This window comes from Pseudoroseicyclus aestuarii (assembly GCF_003217255.1).
Taxonomy (GTDB): Bacteria; Pseudomonadota; Alphaproteobacteria; order Rhodobacterales; family Rhodobacteraceae; genus Pseudoroseicyclus; species Pseudoroseicyclus aestuarii.
On record NZ_QJTE01000002.1, the window covers coordinates 392,676 to 409,829 of the forward strand.

A 17,154-nucleotide genomic window follows, 5' to 3' on the forward strand; every position below is an offset into this window, starting at 1 on the left:
GATGACGCTCACCTCGATCGGCGACATGAGCCGCAGCTTCATGACCCTGCGCAACGGCGGCCAGATCCGCCAGCGCCTGGAAACCCTCTCGCAGGAGATGTCGACCGGCAGGGTCAAGGACCTGACCGCGCATCTCGACCGTGACGCCGGCCGGGTGACCGAACTTGATCGTGGGATCGGGCTAGCGGAGAGCTTCGAGACGGCGACACAGCAGACCGAGCAGATGCTCGGGACCATGCAGCTGGCGCTGGGCACGATCGATAGCAGCCGCGAGCACATGTTCGAGCAGCTCTCCGCGATGCAGGGGCAGGGCACGCTCAACGGCTTGAACTCGGCCGCCAATGCGGCGCAGCAGGGCTTCGAGGCCACCGTCTCCGCGCTCAACAGCCGGTTCGGCGACACGGCGCTCTTCTCCGGCACCGCCACGGATCGCAGCGCGCTGGCCTCCGCCGGCGACATGCTGGCCTCGATCACCGCCGCGCTCGGCCCGGCGGTGACGGCGACGGATGTGGCCGATGCGGTCGATGCCTGGTTCGACGACCCCGCCGGCGGCTTTCGGACCGGCGACGGCTACCTGGGCGAGCCGGGCGCGCCGCTGACCCGCCGGGTCAGTCAGGACCGCTCCATCACCATCGACGCGCGGGCCGAGGATCCGGCCCTGACCGCGATCCTCAAGGCCGCAGCCCTGGCCGTCATCGCCGGAGACGAGGCCGTGGCCCTGCCCGATTCCACCCGCCTTGCCCTGGTCGAACAGGCTTCGGAGCGGATGATCTCGGCCGCGCAGCCGCTGACCGAGATGCGCGCCCGGCTGGGCGAGGGCGAGGCCGAGGCCGAGCGGATGAACGCCTTTCACGCCGCCCGCGGATCGGCCCTGACGATGATGCGCAACGACCTCGCCCTGGCCGATCCCTACGACACGGCCAGCAACCTGCAGGCAACGCAGGCCCGGCTCGAGCAGCATTTCATCGTGACCGCGCGCCTGTCGCAGCTGAGCCTCGCGGGGTACCTGCGATGATCCTGCGCCTTGTCGCCGCCCTGTCGCTGATCCTGGGGCTGGGCCTGCCGGCACAGGCGGCGCAGGTGCGGCTGAAGGACCTCGTCGAATTCGACGGCGTCCGCGCCAACGATCTCGTGGGCTACGGTCTGGTCGTCGGGCTGAACGGCACCGGCGACGGGCTGCGTAACAGTCCCTTCACCGAAGAGATCATGACCAACATCCTCGAGCGGCTGGGCGTCAACGTCACGGGCGAGCAGTTCCGGCCGCGCAACGTAGCGGCGGTCATGGTGACCGCCTCGCTGCCGCCCTTCGCCCGCGCCGGCAGCCCGATCGACGTCACCGTCAGCGCCATCGGCGATTCCTCCTCCCTGCTCGGGGGGACGCTGATCATGACGCCGCTGAATGCGGCTGACGGCGATATCTACGCCGTCGCCCAAGGCACGATCATCGCCGGCGGGGTCGTCGCCGAGGGTGAGGCCGCCAGTGTCACGCAAGGCGTGCCGACCTCTGGCGTGATCCCCGCCGGCGCCACGGTCGAGCGCGAGGTGGTATTCGACTTCACCTCCATGCAGCGGCTGCGGCTGGCGCTGCGGGTGCCGGATTTCACCACCGCCGCGCGGATCGAGCAGGCGATCAACGGCAATTTCGGCACGCCCGTCGCGGTGATGACGGATGCCGGCACCGTCTCGCTCGATATCGGCGCCACCGGCGCGCCCTCGCCCGCCCATGCGCTGGCCCGGCTGGAGAATATCCTGGTCGAGCCCGAGGTGCGGGCGCGGGTGGTCGTGGACCAGCGCTCCGGCACCATCGTGATGGGCGAGGACGTGCGGATCGACCGCGTCGCCGTCAGCCAGGGCAACCTGACCCTGCGGGTCGAGGAGGCGCCGCTGGTGGTGCAGCCCAATCCCTTTGCCCCCGGCCAGACGGTCATCGTGCCCCGCACCGAGGCCGCGATCGAGCAGGAGCCGGGGATCGGCCTTGCCGAGGTGCAGGAGGGCGCCTCGCTCTCCGAAGTGGTGGCCGGGCTGAACGCGCTGGGCGTCGCGCCCTACGACATGATCGACATCCTGAAAAGCATCCGGGCCGCCGGCGCGCTCCATGCGGAATTCATCGTGCGGTAACGCCCCAGCGGGCTGACGGGGCGGGCGCACTAAGGTCGACCCGCGTCCGGGAGATGCCTTGTCGGAGCGGCGCTCTGGCCCCCGTGACAACAGCCGCCGATTGCGCGGGCGCCGTCACGGGGCCGTACCGATCAGCTGTCGCCGGCCGGGCCGTAGCCGCCCGGCGTCGGGGTGACGATCACCACGCAATCGCCCGGCGCGACGGTGGTCTGGTCGCAGGAGGCGAGCCGCTCCGACGCGCCGCCGGCGTGCAGGATCGAGGTCAGGCCAAGGCGCCCGTCGCCTCCGCCGGCCAGCCCGCGCGGCGGGCTCTTGCGGTGCGACGAGAGGATCGCGAGGTCCATCGCCTCGAGAAAGCGGATCCGCCGGGTCGTGCCGTCGCCGCCCGCCGCCTGTCCCACCCCGCCGGAGCCGGCGTCGATGCGGAACTCTTCCAGCAGGACCGGGTACTTCGATTCCAGCACCTCGGGGTCGGTCAGGCGCGAGTTGGTCATGTGCACATGCACCCCCGCCTGCCCGGCAAAGACGCGCCCGTCGTTCATCCGCCCCGCTGGGCTGCCCGAGCAGATCGTCTCGTAGTACTGGTGGCGCGCGTTGCCGAAGGTCAGGTTGTTCATCGTCCCCTCGGCATTCGACAGCGCGCCGAGCGCGCCGAAGAGGGCGTTGGTGACATGCTGGCTGGTCTCGACATTGCCGGCGACGACGGCGGCGGGATACTGCGGCGCCAGCATGCAGCCCTCGGGCACGATGATCCGGATCGGGCGCAGGCAGCCCGCGTTCATCGGGATCGCGCTTTCGACCATCACGCGGAAGACGTAGAGGACCGCGGCCCGCGTCACCGGCTCCGGCGCGTTGAAGTTGTTGGGCTGCACCTCCGAGGTGCCGGTGAAATCGACGGTGGCGGTGCGGGTTTCCTTGTCGATGTCGATCCGTACCCGGATCACCTGGCCGGTATCGGTGGGGTAGTCGTAGCTGCCCCCCTCGAGCCGGCCGAGCACCCGCGCGACCTCTTCGGCGGCGTTGTCCTGCACATGGCCCATGTAGGCGCGCACGACATCGAGGCCGAATTGCGCCACCATGCGCCGCAGCTCCGCCGCGCCGCGGGCATTGGCGGCCACCTGCGCCTTGAGGTCGGCGACGTTCTCGTCCGGGTTGCGGCAGGGGAAGGCGTGCTCGGTTAGCACCCGGCGCAGATCGGCCTCGAGGAAGCGGCCGCCACGCGCCAGCAGCAGGTTGTCGATCAGCACCCCTTCCTCGTCCACCGTGGTGGCGCGGGGCGTCATCGACCCGGGCGCGCGGCCACCGACATCGGCGTGGTGTCCGCGGCTGGCGGTCCAGAACAGGATCTCCGCCCCCGCTTCGTCGAAGACGGGGGTGACGACGGTGATGTCGGGCAGGTGGGTGCCGCCGTTGTAGGGCGCGTTCAGCGCGTAGACATCGCCGGGCTGGATCATGCCCCGGTTCTGCCGGATCACCGCCTCGACGCTGCGGTCCATGCTGCCAAGGTGCACCGGCATATGCGGCGCATTGGCCACCAGCGCGCCGTCGGCGTCGAAGACGGCGCAGGAAAAGTCGAGCCGTTCCTTGATGTTGACCGATCGAGCGGTCTTCTGCAGCGCGACGCCCATCTGTTCGGCGATGTTCATGAAGAGGTTGTTGAAGACCTCGAGCAGGATCGGATCGGCCTCGGTCCCGGCGGCCATGTCGCGACTGGCGGCGGTCTCGCGCGTCATCAGGATATGATCGCGCGCCGTGGCCGCGGCGCGCCAGCCGGGCTCGACCACGACGGTCTGGTTCGGCTCGATGATCAGGGCGGGTCCGGCGATGACGCGGCCCGGTGTCAGATCGGCGCGCATCACAACCGCGGCCTCGTGCCAGGCGCCGCCGGTGAAGACGGGGGCGCGGGCGGTAACGGGGGCCTCGCCCTCGTCCAGCGTATGCTCGGGGTCGATCTCGCTGCCGGTCTGCGCGGCCTCGCCCTCGACCTCGGCGGCCTCGACGATCAGCGGCGCCTCGGGGTCGGCGAAGCCGAACTCCGCCAGATGCGCCGTCTCGAAGGCCGCGCGCGCGGCATCCGCGTCGCCGTTCCAGGCCACGGGCAGGGCGGTGTCGGTGCCGCGATAGCGCAGGTGCAGGCGGCGGGTGTAGGCCGCCCCCTCTGCCGCGCTCTGCTCGGCGAGGGCGGCGCCGACCTCCTCGGCCAGCCGGTCCAGAGTGCGGTCCAGCGCCTCGGCGGCCTCGGGGCCGAAGGCCGTCTCAAGCCCCTGCTGCCGGGTCTCGGTCACGCGGGCGAGGCCGATGCCATAGGCCGAAAGCAGGCCCGAAAGCGGGTGGATCAGCACCCGCTCCATCCCCAGCGCATCGGCGACGAGGCAGCCGTGCTGCCCGCCCGCGCCGCCGAAGGCGTTCAGCAGGTAGCCCGTCACGTCGCGCCCGCGCTGGACCGAGATCTTCTTGATCGCATTGGCCATGTTCTCGACCGCGATGCGCAGGAAGCCTTCGGCGACTTCTTCCGGCGCCCGCCCCTCGGCCATCGCGGCGAATTTCTCGGCGACCGTCTCGCGGTCGAGCGGCTGGTCCTGACCGGGGCCGAAGATGGCGGGGAAGAAGTCGGGGTTCAGCTTGCCCAGCATCACGTTGGCATCGGTGACGGTCAGCGGACCGCCGCCGCGGTAGCAGGCGGGGCCGGGATGGGCCCCGGCGCTGTCTGGGCCGACGCGAAAGCGGCCCGGATCGGCGTGCAGGATCGACCCGCCGCCGGCGGCGACGGTATGGACCTGCACCATCGGCGCCCGCATGCGCACGCCCGCGACCTGCGTGTCGAAGACCCGCTCGAAGGCGCCGTCGAAATGCGCGACATCGGTCGAGGTGCCGCCCATGTCGAAGCCGATGACCCGGTCGTGCCCGGCCAGCTGCCCGGTGCGCGCCATGCCGACGACGCCGCCCGCGGGGCCCGAGAGGATCGCGTCGCGGCCCTGGAACCGGTCCGCCGCCGTCAGCCCGCCCGAGGACATCATGAAAAGCAGCGTCGGCCCCGACTGCTCGGGCGGCGTGGCGCCCAGAGCGCCGCCGACCCGGTCGACGTAGCGCGACAGGATCGGCGTCAGGTAGGCATCGACCACCGTGGTATCGCCGCGGCCGACCAGCTTGATCAGGGGCGAGACCTCGTGGCTGACCGAGACCTGGCCGAAGCCGACCTCGCGCGCGGCCTGGGCCAGCGCCTGCTCGTGCGCGGGGGCGCACCAGGCATGCATCAGCACGATGGCGACGGCGTCGATGCCATCGGCCTTCGCCGCCTGCATGGCCTTCACCGCGCTTTCGAGATCCAGCGCCCGCTCGGTGCTGCCGTCGGCGCGGACCCGCTCCTCGACCTCGACGACCCGCTCGTAAAGCTGCTCGGGCAGGACGATCTCCTTGGCGAAGATCTCGGGCCGGTCCTGATAGGCGAGGCGCAGCGCGTCGCGAAAGCCGCGGGTGATCAGCAGCAGCGTGCGGTCGCCCTTGCGCTCCAGCAGGGCATTGGTGGCGACGGTGGTGCCCATGCGCACGGTGCCGACGCGGCCCGGGTCGATGGTGCCGCCAAGATGCCGGCGGATCCCCTCGATCGCGGCATCCTCGTAGTTGCCCGGGTTCTCGGACAGCAGCTTGAGCGCGCGCAGGTCCCCTTCGGGCGGGCTGGCGATGACATCGGTGAAGGTGCCGCCCCGGTCGATCCAGAAATCCCAACGGGCAGGGGCGGTCTGGTCGGTCATCGCGGGGCGCTCCACTCAATCGGTCAGGTCGGCAGGAGTTGGTCGCAAGCCCGATGCGGGGTCAACCGGCAATCGGCTCGCCTAGCACAGCGCCAGAAGGGCGGCGCAGCGGTCGACATAATCCTGCCGCGCCTCGCGCGGGGGGCGTAGGCGGATCTGCAGTTGCTGCATCGCCTCGGAGGGCGCGCCGAATAGCCGCGTCGCCTCGGAGGGGGTGAAGCCGGCGATGCGCACCGCCTCGAGCCACGCGCTGATCTTGTCGGCGCGCTTGATCTGCGCCTTCAGGCGGCGTGGCAGGGCGGCGGGCAGGCCGAAGCGGATGTGCACGGCGGCTGTCAGCCGCTCGTCCAGGGCCTTGTAGTCGGGGCCGACGGCGGCTTTCACCGGGCTGATCATGTCGCCGATGACGTATTCGGGGGCATCGTGCAGCAGAGCGGCCAGGCGGTCGCGGGGCCCCGCCTCGGGCTGGCTGCGGGCGAAGATCTCCTCGACCAGCAGCGAATGCTCGGCCACCGAATAGGCGTAGTCGCCTTTCGTCTGCCCGTTCCAGCGCGCCACGAAGGCGAGGCCATGGGCGATATCCTCGACCTCGATATCCATCGGCGTGGGGTCCAGCAGGTCGAGGCGGCGGCCCGAGAGCATGCGTTGCCAGGCGCGAGGCGGGCGGGTCATCGCAGGACCGACAGATCGTCCGCGAAGCGGGATAGATAGGCTGCGCTTCTATAGGCGTCGACGGCGTGCCGAATGCCCATCCTGCGCATGAGCCGGGGCTGAGCTGCCGCGCCGAGGGGGATCCGGGGCAAGGAGGCCGATGGCATGTGCTGCATCAGGAATTCCCTCAAACAGATCGCAAAGCGCGGCGGAAGTATCTGCTCCGGATCGACCCATGGTTTTGTCTTCCCGATGAAGTGGACCAGATGCGGGGATTTCATCGCCTCCAGCAGGCGCGACTTCCATGAGTATTGCCAATTCCAAGTCGGAGACAGCTCTGCCCATCGGCCTTGAAAGGCGATATTGAGGAGTGTCTGGTCCTTGTGCCTAAGTCGGCCCTGATACTTGGCACCAGTATCCAGGCAATGCTGAAGCGCGTCGACCTCCAGCCATGTCTCTGTATCAATGAGCAGGACGCCGGCATTGAAGTAGGGTGCCGCGTCCAGCTTCAGCGGGACATAATCCTCGGGCTGCCTCTTCAGGTGGCGCCATTGCTGATTGTCCCGGACCGCACCGAAGACGGCGTCCTTCAAATCGAGCGTGAACAGCGCGCTGAACCCGCCCCGCTGCGGAAAGACGTCGGAATCCAAGTAGAGGATTCTCTTGTAGTCCGCCGCAAGAGCCGTTGGCAAAGCCAGGCGAAGATAGGTCGCTTGGCTTCGGCGGGCGTCCAGATCGAAACCCGAGAAAACAGTGCCGCAGTCAATTTTCAGAAGCCAAATGTTGTGAGGCTTCAGACCTTCGGGCATCTCCAGGGGCTCGTCAGAGCAAATGCAGATGTCGAAGTCTCGGTCCGCCTCCAGCTCTGCTATGCGGCTCGCCGCGAACAAGGCGTAGGGATAGAAATTCCTGTCGCAGCAGAAAACAATAGCCGAGGCATGCTGCGCCTGGTCTGAATAGCTTGTTGTTTCGAACATCTGATCCGGCCGGATTTTATCGCGATAGGGGTCACGGTGGAGGGGTCTGTTAAGCGGGGCGCTCACTCAATGCGCGCCCTAAGCGCGGCTTGCCGAACTTGCTGCTCCCGAGGGCCAGTTGCGGCAATGCGGGGGGGTTCGCCGGCCTGTTCTGGAACATGCTCACTCCTGTCGTCCCCGGAAGCGGGTATTTCACGTCAGGCCGGTAGGGACAAATCCGCCCCGGCTGCGGGCCCGGGCTCGGCGCGCCTCAGCACCGTCAGGTCGGTGGGAAACTGCGAAAGGTAGCGGGCGGTCGCCGGAACCGCCATGGCATGGCGCAGGCACATCTTGCCAAGGCGCCCGCGGTCCAGCAGCGGCCCAGTCCCCACCGCGGGCCGCGGCTGGTCCGGCATCGCGCCTGAAAAGAAGGCGGCCATCGCGGCGGCGAAGCGCGGCGAGAGGGCCCCCTGCGGATCCTTCCACGGCTTCGTCGCGCCGATGAAATGCACGACATGCGGCATGCGCATCGCCTCGAAAAGGCGCGTGCGCTGGGTGTATTGCCAGTTCCAGACCGGCGAGATCTCGGCCCAGTCGCCGCGCAGCAGGCAGTTCAGCAGTGTCTGGTCGTGCCCGATGAGGCGGTCCTTGTGCTGCCGTCCGAAGGCGACGGCGCGGGTGCCGAGGTCGGCCTCCAGCCAGCGGGCGGTGTCGATCAGCATGACGCCCGAGTTGAAATAGGGCGCCGTCTTCCACCCCATCCGCCGGAACTGCTCCGGCAGGCGCCGGGGCGTGCGCCATTGCTGGTTGTCGCGCACCGCGGCAACGGCATGCGGGCCGATATCCAGCCCGAGGAGCGCGCCGAAATCGCCGCCCTGCACGAAGATGTCGCCGTCGAGATAAAGGATGCGGTCGTAATCCGCCCGCAGCGCCTGCGGCAGCGCGAGGCGCAGGTAGGCGCTGGCGGTGCGGCGCCGGTCCAGCCGCAGCCCGTCGAAGGCGCCGCCGGTGTCGATGGTCACCGCCCGCAGCCCGAGGGGCGCCAGGGCAGGCGGCAGGCTGAGTTCCGCGTCGGAGCAGAGGCAGATGTCGAAATCCCGCCCGGGCGAGAGGGCGGCGATCTGCGCCGCCGCGAAGAGCGCGTAGGGCAGGTAGTTGGCGTCGGCGCAGAAGGCGATCGCGCGGCGGTGCCGGGCCGGCCGGTCCGCTGTCATGCTGAAAGTCACCCGTTCCTCCGCCGGATCTGCCGCCCGCTCCCTACCATCCCCGGAAAAGAAGCTTCAAGTTGCAGCCATTGCGCGGCACCGCCTACAGTTGCCGGGTTGCAGCCCCGGTGCTAGTCGAGGCGGATCACAAGGACCAAGGAGGCCCCGATGGCCGAGGACTATATCGTCAAGGACATCGCGCTTGCTGGCTATGGCCGCAAGGAGCTGGACATTGCCGAGACCGAGATGCCGGGCCTGATGGCCCTGCGCGAGGAATACGGCGAGACCAAGCCGCTTACCGGCGCCCGCATCACCGGATCGCTGCACATGACGATCCAGACCGCCGCGCTGATCGAGACGCTGGTGGCGCTGGGCGCGGATGTGCGCTGGGCCTCCTGCAACATCTTCTCGACCCAGGATCACGCCGCCGCGGTCATCGCCGAGGGCGGCGTGCCGGTCTTCGCGATCAAGGGGCAGAGCCTGGCCGAGCACTGGGATTACCTCGACCGTTCGTTCCAGTTCGAAGACGGGCCGAACATGATCCTCGACGACGGCGGCGATGCGACGCTTTACGTCCTGCTGGGCGCGCGCGCCGAGGCGGGCGAGGATCTGGGCGTGCCGACCTCGGAAGAGGAAGAGGTGATCCAGGCGCAGATCGCCAAGCGGATGGAGCAGAGCCCCGGCTGGTTCACCCGCACCCGCGACGCGATCCTCGGCGTCTCGGAAGAGACGACCACCGGCGTGCACCGCCTTTACGATCTGCACAAGAAGGGCCAGCTGCCCTTCCCGGCGATCAACGTCAACGACAGCGTGACCAAGTCGAAGTTCGACAACAAGTACGGCTGCAAGGAAAGCCTCGTCGACGGCATCCGCCGCGCCACCGACGTGATGATGGCCGGCAAAGTCGCCGTGGTCTGCGGCTACGGCGATGTCGGCAAGGGCAGCGCCGCCTCGCTCGCCGGGGCCGGCGCGCGGGTGAAGGTGACCGAGGTCGATCCGATCTGCGCGCTGCAGGCGGCGATGGACGGCTTCGAGGTGGTGACTCTCGAGGATGTGGTGGACAGCGCCGACATCTTCATCACCACCACCGGCAACAAGGACATCATCCGCATCGAGCACATGCGCGCGATGAAGGACATGGCGATCGTCGGCAACATCGGCCACTTCGACAACGAGATTCAGGTGGCCAGCCTGAAGAATCACAAGTGGACGAACGTCAAGGAACAGGTCGACATGATCGAGATGCCCTCGGGCAACCGGATCATCCTGCTCTCTGAAGGGCGCCTTCTGAACCTCGGCAATGCGACCGGCCATCCCTCTTTCGTGATGTCGGCCAGCTTCACCAACCAGGTGCTGGCGCAGATCGAGCTTTTCACCAAGGGCGACGAATATCGCCCCGGCGTCTACATCCTGCCCAAGCATCTGGATGAAAAGGTCGCGCGCCTGCACCTGGGCCGGATCGGCGCCAAGCTCAGCACGCTGAGCCCAGAGCAGGCCGCCTATATCGGCGTCACGCCCGAGGGCCCCTTCAAGCCCGAGCACTACCGCTACTAGGGCCGCGGCTCTTCGGGACACCTTGTCCCGGATGCCATGTTCGCCCTATGGTTGATCATGGCAGAGCTCACGGCATCCCCGCAGGCGGTCCCCGGGCTTGGCACCCGGGGCACCTCCATTGCGCTGGCGCTCGCGGTCTGCGGCATCGGGGGCGTGGTGATCCTGCTGGGCTGGATCGGCCGGATCGATGGCGTCACCCGCATCCTGCCCGGTTTCGTCGCCATGGTGCCGGCGACCGCGGGGATGCTGGTCGTGCTTGGCCTCAGCCTCCTGCTTTGGTGGTACCGGCACCGGGACGGACGCCACCGCAGCACCGACCGGGCCAGCATGATACTCGCCGCCATCGCCGCCGCCTGGGCCGTGGCAGAGCTGGTCGCGATGGTGACCTCCGGCCGCGACCTGGGGTCCTTCGCCTTCACGCTGACGCCGGGCGCCGCGATGGCGCCGGGCACGGCCATCCTCTCGCTGTTGGCGGCGGGGTGCCTCTTGCTCGTGGGCCGGTGCAAGGCGCGTGTGCCGTTTCAGGTCGCCGCGACGGCCGGCCTTCTGCTGGCGCTCGTGGCCCTGCTGGGCTACCTCTTCGATGCCGAGGCGCTCTACGAGGTCTTCGTCTTCTCGGCGATGGCGCTGCATACCGCCCTGGCCTTCGCGCTGCTTTTCGTGGCGCTCCTGCTGGCCTTTCCCGACGACGGCTGGGTCGCCCTGCTGCTGGCCGAGGGGCGCGGCAGCCGCAGCGCCCGGCGCACCCTGCTGCTGACGACCCTCTCGCCAGTGATCTTGTGCCTGATCGCGCTGTGGCTGACCGAGGCGGGCATCTTCAACGAGAATTTCCGGCTGAGCCTTCTGGCGATCCTGCTCATCGCGAAGGCCGATGCCGCCGTGCTCTGGATGGCGCATGTCGAGAACCGGGTCGAACGCGAGCAGGCCGCCGCCCTGCGCGAGGTGCAGCGGGCCAGCGAGGATCGCGCGCTTCTGCTGCGCGAGGTCTATCACCGGGTGAAGAACAACCTTCAGCAGATCAGCGCGCTGCTGCGGTTCGAGGCGCGCCGGATCGACGATCCCCGGCTGAACGAAAGTTACGCCGCGATGGAGCGGCGCATCCGCTCCATCGGGCTGGTGCACCAGATGCTGATCGCCTCTCACGCGCCCTCGGAGGTGGAGCTGGCGCAATTCCTCGGCCAGCTGGCCCGCAGCCTGGCGACAAGCTACGGCCTGCCCGAACGCGGCATCCGGCTCGACGTCCGGGTCGATCCGCTGGTCGTGCACCTCGATGTCGCCATCTCGCTGGGCCTTCTGTCGAACGAGCTGGTGGTGAACGCGATCGAACATGCCTTTCCCGAAGACCGCGGCGGGCGTGTCGTCTTGACCTGCAGCGATGACGATGATCGGCTCGTGCTTGCGATCGAGGACGATGGCGTCGGCTGGACCGGCGGCGCCTTCGATGGGCCGGGCGGCAGCACCGGCAGCCTGCTGATCCGGACCATGACCCGCCAGCTCGAGGGGCGGGCCACCATTTCACCGGGGGCGGAGGGTGCAGGAACCCTGATCCGCATCGAAATGCCTTCAGATATCGACGAACGGAAGCGCTATGGCTAACGGCACAGGCAGCCCTCTCCGCGATCCCGGGGATCGCAGCGTCGTCATCGTCGAGGATGACGTGCTGATCGCCGAGGATCTGGCCTGGATGTGCCGCGACTTCGACCTCTCGGTGCTGGAGACCTTCTACGTGGGCGAGGGCACGGCCGAGCGGATCCTCGAACTGGCGCCGCGCTACGTGCTCATGGACGTGCGCCTCGGCGGCGCCATCGACGGGGTCGAGGTGGCGCGGCTGGTGCATGACGAGGCGCCCTCGATCCGGGTCGTCTTCGTCACCGGCTCGAACGAGCCGCCGACGATCCAGCGGATCAACGAGGACCACCCGCATCGCATCCTGATCAAGCCCATTGCCCCGCAGGACCTGCGCGAGGCCGTCGAGGGCTGAGCCGGCGCGCCGGTGACGAAGTGCTAATCCTCGGGTGCTAGACCCCCTCGGGACGGCCTGATGCGCATGCGCGCTCCGGGCCCTCGATGTCCGCGGGTGGGAGTCTGCGGGTGAGACGGGGGAGCGGGCGTTGCGCCCGCTCCCCCTGTGCCGTGTCCGGTCAGGCCCCGCTCAGGTCTCGAGGCCCGCGAGGTCGCAGATCACCTGCCATTCGGCCTCGCTGACCGGCTGCACCGAGAGGCGGCTGTTGTTCACGAGGACCATGTCCTTCAGGCGCGGGTCGGCCTTGATCTCCTCCAGCGTCACCTCCCGCACGGCGGGCTGCAGGGCGCGGATGTCCACGCATTCCCAGCGCGGGTCGTCGGTGGTGCTGTCGGGATGCGCCGTGGCGCAGACCTCGACCATGCCGACGACGGCCTTGCCCTTGTTCGAATGGTAGAAGAAGCCGCGATCCCCCAGCGCCATCTCGCGCATGAAGTTGCGGGCCTGGTAGTTCCGCACGCCGTCCCATTGCTCGCCCGCCGCGCCGCGGGCGACCTGCTGGTCCCAGCCCCAGACGTCGGGTTCCGATTTGAACAGCCAGTAGCGCATCGTCATTCCTCTTTCAGCGGTCGGTCCAGAAGCGCGCGCAGCGCCTCCGGGGCGGTCATCTCGCGCGCCACCATGCGCGCCACCACGGTCGAGACCGGAAGCTCCAGCCCCAGCCTCTCGGCCAGGCGCACGGCGGCGCCGGCGGTGGCGGCGCCCTCGACGGTGATCGCCGGGTCCCAGTCCTCGCCGCGCCCCAGCGCGAGGCCCATGGCCATGTTGCGCGACTGCTCCGAGCTGCAGGTCAGCACCAGATCGCCAAAGCCCGACAGCCCCGCCAGCGTCTCGGGCCGGGCGCCAAGCGCGCTCGCGAGGCGCGTGATCTCGGCAAAGCCGCGGGTCATCAGCGCGGCATGGGCGCTGCGCCCGTAGCCCGCGCCAAGGCAGGCGCCGCAGGCGATGGCGATCACGTTCTTCAGCGCGCCGCCCAGCTCCGCGCCGGTGCAGTCGGTGGTGGTGTAAAGCCGCAGCTCGGGCGTCGAGAGGGCGTGCTGCAGCGCCTGCCCGATCTCCGCCTCGCGGCAGGCGAGCGTCAGGGCGGTCGGCAGCCCGCGCGCGATATCGGCGGCGAAGGAGGGGCCGGTCAGCAGCGCCGGCACGGCATCCGGCATCTCCTCGGCGATGAGGGCGGTCTGCCCCGTCAGGCTGGCCAGCTCGATCCCCTTGGCGCAGGCGACGAGGGCCTTGCCCGCCAGCCGCGCGCGGTTCTGCTGCAGAAAGCCGCGCGTCGCCTGCGCCGGCACCGCGAGGAGGACGCTCTGCGCCTGCGCCAGCGCATCGGCATCGCCGGTCGGGCGGATGCCCTCGGGCAGGGTCACGCCCGCCAGGCGCGGCGCAGTGCGCTCCGCCTGCATCGCCTCCACCGCCGCGGCATCGCGCGCCCAGAGCGTCACCTCGCGCCCGGCGCGCGCCAGCGCCACCGCCAATGCCGTGCCGAAGGCGCCGGCCCCTGCCACCGCGATGCTCATGCCTTCGCTCCCTTGCGTCCCGCGCCCAGCATCGGCGCCGCCCCCGCGTCGAGCGGCCAGCGCGGCCGTGCCGCCAGCGTCATCCCGTCGATGTCGCCCCGCCGCAGCCGGTCCAGCCCCGCATAGGCGATCATCGCCGCGTTGTCGGTGCAAAGCGCCAGCGGCGGCGCCACGAGGGACAGGCCCCGCTCCGCCGCCACCGCCTCGAGCGCGGCGCGCACCGCGCCATTGGCCGCCACGCCCCCGGCCACGGCGAATCCCGCCGCGCCTCTCTCTTCTCTTTCCAAATATCCCGGGGGAGTCGGGGCTTGCCCCGACGGGGGCAGCGCCCCCTCTTCCGCCATCGCCCTCAGCGCGCGGCGGCTCTTCTCGGCAAGGATCTCGGCCACGGCGGCCTGGAAACCGGCGCAAAGGTCGGCCCGGTCCTGCCGCGTCAGACCGCCGGCCTCGGCCACGGCCCGGTCGCGCGCCCGCAGCAGCGCCGTCTTGAGACCGGAGAAGGACATGTCGCAGCCGGGCCGGTCCAGCAGCGGCCGGGGCAGGGGAAAGCGCGCCGGATCGCCCTGCGCCGCCTCGGCTTCGACCGCGGGGCCGCCGGGCTGCGGCAGCCCCAGCAGCCGCGCGCATTTGTCGAAGGCCTCGCCGGGGGCGTCATCGATGGTGCCGCCGATCCGCTCGAAGCGGTCCTCGCCCCGCACGGCGAGGAACTGGCAATGCCCGCCAGAGACCAGCAGCATCAGGTAGGGGAAGGCCAGCCCATCCGTCAGCCGCGGCGTCAGCGCATGGCCCGCGAGGTGGTTGACGCCGATCAGCGGCAGCCCGGTCGCGGCGGCAAGACCCTTGGCCGTCATCACGCCCGAGAGGACGCCGCCGATCAGCCCCGGCCCCGCCGTCACCGCGATCGCGTCGAGGTCGCGAAGACCCAGTCCGGCCTCCTCCAGCGCCTGCTCGACGCAAAGATCCAGCCGCTCGGCATGGGCGCGGGCGGCGATCTCGGGGACGACGCCGCCGAAGGCCGCATGCAGCTGCGCCTGCCCCATGACGACGGAGGACAGGATCGCGGGCCCGTCCCCATCCTGCCGCACCACGGCGGCGGCGGTGTCGTCGCAGCTCGATTCGATGCCGAGAAGGGTCAGGCTGCGCAAGGGCCGCTCCTGTTGCGGTTGGTGCTCAGGCAGGTAACATCGGCGCCACCCCCGGACAATGCCGCCTTGCCCCACAGCCTTCCCCAGACCCTGCCGCATCTCCTGCTGACCCGCCCGGCCGGCGGGGCGGACCGGCTGCATGCCGCGCTCGAGGCGGCGGCGGGGCAGCCCTGGCCCGCCACCATCGCGCCGATCCTGCGCATCGCGCCGCTGCCGCTGCCGCCGATGCGCCCCGAGGGGCTGATCCTGACCTCCCTCCACGGCGCCGAGGCTGCCGCCCTGCTGTCCCTGCCGCCCGGCACCCCCACCTGGTGCGTCGGCGCCCGCACAGCGCAGGCCGCCGCAGGGATCGGCCTTGCGGTGCGGCTGGTGGCCGAAGATGCCGAGGCCCTGGTGCTGGCGCTGCGGTCCGATCCGCCGCCGCATCCGCTCCTGCACCTGCGTGGCCGCGTCGCGCGGGGGGATATCGCCGCAAGGCTGCGCGCCGCGGGGCTGCAGCTGCGCGACCAGGTCGCCTACGACCAGCTCGCCCAGCCCCTGGCGCCAGAGGGGCGGGCGCTGCTGGCCGGCACCGCGCCCGTCATCGCCCCCCTGGCCTCGCCCCGCAGCGCCGCGCTTCTGGCGCCCGAGCTGCGGGCGGCCAGGGCCCCCTGGCGCGCCGCGGCCCTGAGCGCGGCGGTGGCGCAGGCGCTCGGCCCGCTGCCCGAGGGCTGCGTCACGGTGGCCGGGGCCAAGGATCTTCAGGGGCTGGTCGCTGCAACCCTTCGTGCCGCTGCTGCGTTCGCCCCCTGAGGGTCGACGGGATCGCACGCTTGAGACCGGCTTGCCGCCAGTCTAGGGTTCAAAGGGTAAGGTAAGGGGAAGGCACGGATTTGGCCAGAAACACGAGTTCCGGCGGCAGCAAGCCTCCGCGCAGCACCAGCCGCAGGTCTTCCACCCCCCGTAGCAGCGCCGCGACCCGCAAGGCCGATCCCGCGGCCTCGCAGAGCGGCGGCGTGATCCCCCCCGCGACCTTCCCGAACACGGGCCCCGGCACCGCCGAACATCCCAGTGCCGCGCCGGCCCCCGAGGGCACGGCGCAACCCGCGACCCCCGCCGCGCCGGCAGAGCCGCAGGCCGCCCCCCAGCCCGAGCATGCGGCCAAGCCCGAGGCCGCGCCCCGGCACGAGGCCTCTCCGGCGCCCGCCCCGCAACGCGGCGGCGGCTTCGGCGGCGCCCTCGCGGGCGGTATCATCGCCGCGGCCCTCGGCTTCTTCATCGCCTGGTTCTTCCTTGGCCGCGACGACGCGGCCGAGCAGGCGCAGGCGGACCGTCTCGACGCGATCGAGCAGCAGCTGGCCGAGCTGCCGCCGCCCGCCGATCTTCAGCCCCTGACCGATCAGGTTGACGCCGCGCAGCAGGCCTCCGAGACCGCGCTGGCGGACCTGGGCACCAGCGTGTCGTCGCAGATCGACGAGATCACCGCGCGCCTCGGCGATCTCGAGACCCGTGTGACCGACCTCGAGGGAGAGCCGAGCGAGGATGGCACCCTGACCGAGACCGCCATCGCTCGCTGGCAGGACGAGGTCGATGCCCTGCGGCAGGACTTCCAGTCCCGCGCCGAAAGCCTCGAGACCGATCTGCGCAGCCAGCTGGACGACCTGCAGGCCCAGGCAGATGCCGCCGAAGAGCGCCTGCAGGAAACGCGCGAGACCGCGCAGCAGGTGACGCAGGACGCCGAGGCCGCCGCCGCCCGCAGCGCCGCCCGCGCCGCGCTGGAACAGCTGCGCGCCGATCTCGACACCGGCAGCGCCTATGCGCAGCCGCTGAACACCATCTCCGAGGCCGAGGTTGCGATCCCCGAGGGGCTCTCGGACCATGCCGAGGACGGCGTGCCGATGATCGCCGCCCTGCGAGAGGATTTCGAGCCCGCCGCACGCGAGGCCCTGTCGGCCGCGCGTCTTGCCGGCGAGGCGGGCGAGGATGGCGGCAGCCGCGTCGGCTCCTTCCTGCGCAGCCAGCTTCAGGTCCGCTCGACCGGCCCGCGCACGGGCGACGATGCGGATGCCGTCCTGTCGCGCGCGCAGGATGCGCTGCGCCAGGGCCGGCTGCAGGATGCGCTGAGCGAGGTCGAGGGCCTGCCGCAGGCGGCCCGCGACGAAATGAGCGGCTGGATCGAGGCGGCGCGGATTCGCGCCGGCGCCACCGCCGCGGCCGACGATCTGGCCGCTTCCCTGAACGAAGAATGAGGCGCGCG

General features: G+C 70.4%; 14 protein-coding genes. 7 read left to right on the forward strand and 7 right to left on the reverse strand.

Annotated elements, in window-relative coordinates; translation table 11 throughout:
- Position 1: 1 nt before the first annotated feature.
- Together DFP88_RS06715 and DFP88_RS06720 are read left to right on the forward strand one after the other, a co-directional pair.
- Complete coding sequence (locus tag DFP88_RS06715) at positions 2–1,015, forward strand: hypothetical protein (protein ID WP_110813689.1); 1,014 nt, start codon at positions 2–4, stop codon at positions 1,013–1,015.
- Positions 1,012–2,118 (forward strand): flagellar basal body P-ring protein FlgI, encoded by a 1,107-nt coding sequence (locus DFP88_RS06720; RefSeq protein ID WP_110813690.1) that lies wholly within the window; start codon positions 1,012–1,014, stop codon positions 2,116–2,118. Before DFP88_RS06715 ends, DFP88_RS06720 begins: the two co-directional genes overlap by 4 nt.
- A gap of 131 nt (positions 2,119–2,249) precedes the next feature.
- Here the strand turns inward: DFP88_RS06720 and DFP88_RS06725 are convergent, their stop codons facing one another.
- From DFP88_RS06725 to DFP88_RS06740, 4 genes are all read right to left on the reverse strand, one after another.
- Positions 2,250–5,870, reverse strand: coding sequence for a hydantoinase B/oxoprolinase family protein (locus DFP88_RS06725; protein ID WP_110813691.1), 3,621 nt, complete (start codon positions 5,868–5,870; stop codon positions 2,250–2,252).
- A gap of 81 nt (positions 5,871–5,951) precedes the next feature.
- A complete protein-coding gene (locus DFP88_RS06730; RefSeq protein ID WP_110813692.1) occupies positions 5,952–6,542 on the reverse strand; it encodes an HD domain-containing protein in 591 nt (196 codons plus the stop codon).
- Positions 6,539–7,498: a glycosyltransferase family 8 protein gene (locus tag DFP88_RS06735; protein WP_110813693.1), complete on the reverse strand. Its 960-nt coding sequence runs from the start codon at positions 7,496–7,498 to the stop codon at positions 6,539–6,541. The genes DFP88_RS06730 and DFP88_RS06735 overlap by 4 nt, the downstream gene beginning before the upstream one ends.
- Positions 7,499–7,695: 197 nt before the next feature.
- Positions 7,696–8,691 carry a glycosyltransferase family 8 protein gene (locus tag DFP88_RS06740; protein ID WP_110813694.1) on the reverse strand — a complete coding sequence of 332 codons (996 nt, stop codon included), beginning with the start codon at positions 8,689–8,691 and terminating at the stop codon, positions 7,696–7,698.
- 159 nt (positions 8,692–8,850) lie between these two features.
- Between DFP88_RS06740 and ahcY the strand changes: the two genes are divergently transcribed.
- From ahcY to DFP88_RS06755, 3 genes are read left to right on the forward strand one after another with little or no spacing between them, the layout of a single operon-like run.
- Complete coding sequence (gene ahcY / locus DFP88_RS06745) at positions 8,851–10,236, forward strand: adenosylhomocysteinase (protein WP_110813695.1); 1,386 nt, start codon at positions 8,851–8,853, stop codon at positions 10,234–10,236.
- A gap of 57 nt (positions 10,237–10,293) precedes the next feature.
- Entirely contained in the window at positions 10,294–11,832 is a 1,539-nt protein-coding gene (locus DFP88_RS06750) for a sensor histidine kinase (protein WP_181418579.1), read from the forward strand.
- Positions 11,825–12,217, forward strand: coding sequence for a response regulator (locus DFP88_RS06755; protein ID WP_110813697.1), 393 nt, complete (start codon positions 11,825–11,827; stop codon positions 12,215–12,217). The genes DFP88_RS06750 and DFP88_RS06755 overlap by 8 nt, the downstream gene beginning before the upstream one ends.
- Positions 12,218–12,388: 171 nt before the next feature.
- On the opposite strand, the gene DFP88_RS06760 is transcribed toward DFP88_RS06755, so the two are convergent.
- Genes DFP88_RS06760 through tsaD form a run of 3 tightly spaced genes read right to left on the reverse strand, consistent with a single transcriptional unit; the run spans position 12,389 to position 14,918 of the window.
- Positions 12,389–12,808, reverse strand: a complete 420-nt coding sequence (locus tag DFP88_RS06760) for an EVE domain-containing protein (protein WP_110813698.1) — start codon at positions 12,806–12,808, stop codon at positions 12,389–12,391.
- A gap of 2 nt (positions 12,809–12,810) precedes the next feature.
- Positions 12,811–13,773: an NAD(P)H-dependent glycerol-3-phosphate dehydrogenase gene (locus tag DFP88_RS06765; RefSeq protein ID WP_110813699.1), complete on the reverse strand. Its 963-nt coding sequence runs from the start codon at positions 13,771–13,773 to the stop codon at positions 12,811–12,813.
- Positions 13,770–14,918, reverse strand: a complete 1,149-nt coding sequence (gene tsaD, locus DFP88_RS06770; RefSeq protein WP_245904721.1) for a tRNA (adenosine(37)-N6)-threonylcarbamoyltransferase complex transferase subunit TsaD — start codon at positions 14,916–14,918, stop codon at positions 13,770–13,772. The genes DFP88_RS06765 and tsaD overlap by 4 nt, the downstream gene beginning before the upstream one ends.
- A 66-nt stretch (positions 14,919–14,984) precedes the next feature.
- Here tsaD and DFP88_RS06775 point away from each other — a divergent pair, with 66 nt between their 5' ends.
- Together DFP88_RS06775 and DFP88_RS06780 are read left to right on the forward strand one after the other, a co-directional pair.
- Complete coding sequence (locus DFP88_RS06775; protein ID WP_181418580.1) at positions 14,985–15,710, forward strand: uroporphyrinogen-III synthase; 726 nt, start codon at positions 14,985–14,987, stop codon at positions 15,708–15,710.
- Between the two features lie 203 nt (positions 15,711–15,913).
- On the forward strand, positions 15,914–17,146 hold the full coding sequence (locus DFP88_RS06780; protein ID WP_110813700.1) for a COG4223 family protein: 1,233 nt from the start codon (positions 15,914–15,916) through the stop codon (positions 17,144–17,146).
- The last annotated feature ends 8 nt before the right edge of the window (positions 17,147–17,154 follow it).

What these genes read in the sequence shown, in the direction of transcription:
- DFP88_RS06735 (WP_110813693.1), bottom strand. Translation starts at nt 7,498, where the DNA reads ATGTTCGAAACAACAAGCTATTCAGACCAGGCGCAGCATGCCTCGGCT.
- DFP88_RS06715 (WP_110813689.1), top strand. Translation starts at nt 2, where the DNA reads ATGACGCTCACCTCGATCGGCGACATGAGCCGCAGCTTCATGACCCTG.
- DFP88_RS06765 (WP_110813699.1), bottom strand. Translation starts at nt 13,773, where the DNA reads ATGAGCATCGCGGTGGCAGGGGCCGGCGCCTTCGGCACGGCATTGGCG.
- DFP88_RS06720 (WP_110813690.1), top strand. Translation starts at nt 1,012, where the DNA reads ATGATCCTGCGCCTTGTCGCCGCCCTGTCGCTGATCCTGGGGCTGGGC.
- DFP88_RS06725 (WP_110813691.1), bottom strand. Translation starts at nt 5,870, where the DNA reads ATGACCGACCAGACCGCCCCTGCCCGTTGGGATTTCTGGATCGACCGG.
- DFP88_RS06755 (WP_110813697.1), top strand. Translation starts at nt 11,825, where the DNA reads ATGGCTAACGGCACAGGCAGCCCTCTCCGCGATCCCGGGGATCGCAGC.
- DFP88_RS06730 (WP_110813692.1), bottom strand. Translation starts at nt 6,542, where the DNA reads ATGACCCGCCCGCCTCGCGCCTGGCAACGCATGCTCTCGGGCCGCCGC.
- DFP88_RS06750 (WP_181418579.1), top strand. Translation starts at nt 10,294, where the DNA reads ATGGCAGAGCTCACGGCATCCCCGCAGGCGGTCCCCGGGCTTGGCACC.
- DFP88_RS06760 (WP_110813698.1), bottom strand. Translation starts at nt 12,808, where the DNA reads ATGCGCTACTGGCTGTTCAAATCGGAACCCGACGTCTGGGGCTGGGAC.
- DFP88_RS06740 (WP_110813694.1), bottom strand. Translation starts at nt 8,691, where the DNA reads ATGACAGCGGACCGGCCGGCCCGGCACCGCCGCGCGATCGCCTTCTGC.
- ahcY (WP_110813695.1), top strand. Translation starts at nt 8,851, where the DNA reads ATGGCCGAGGACTATATCGTCAAGGACATCGCGCTTGCTGGCTATGGC.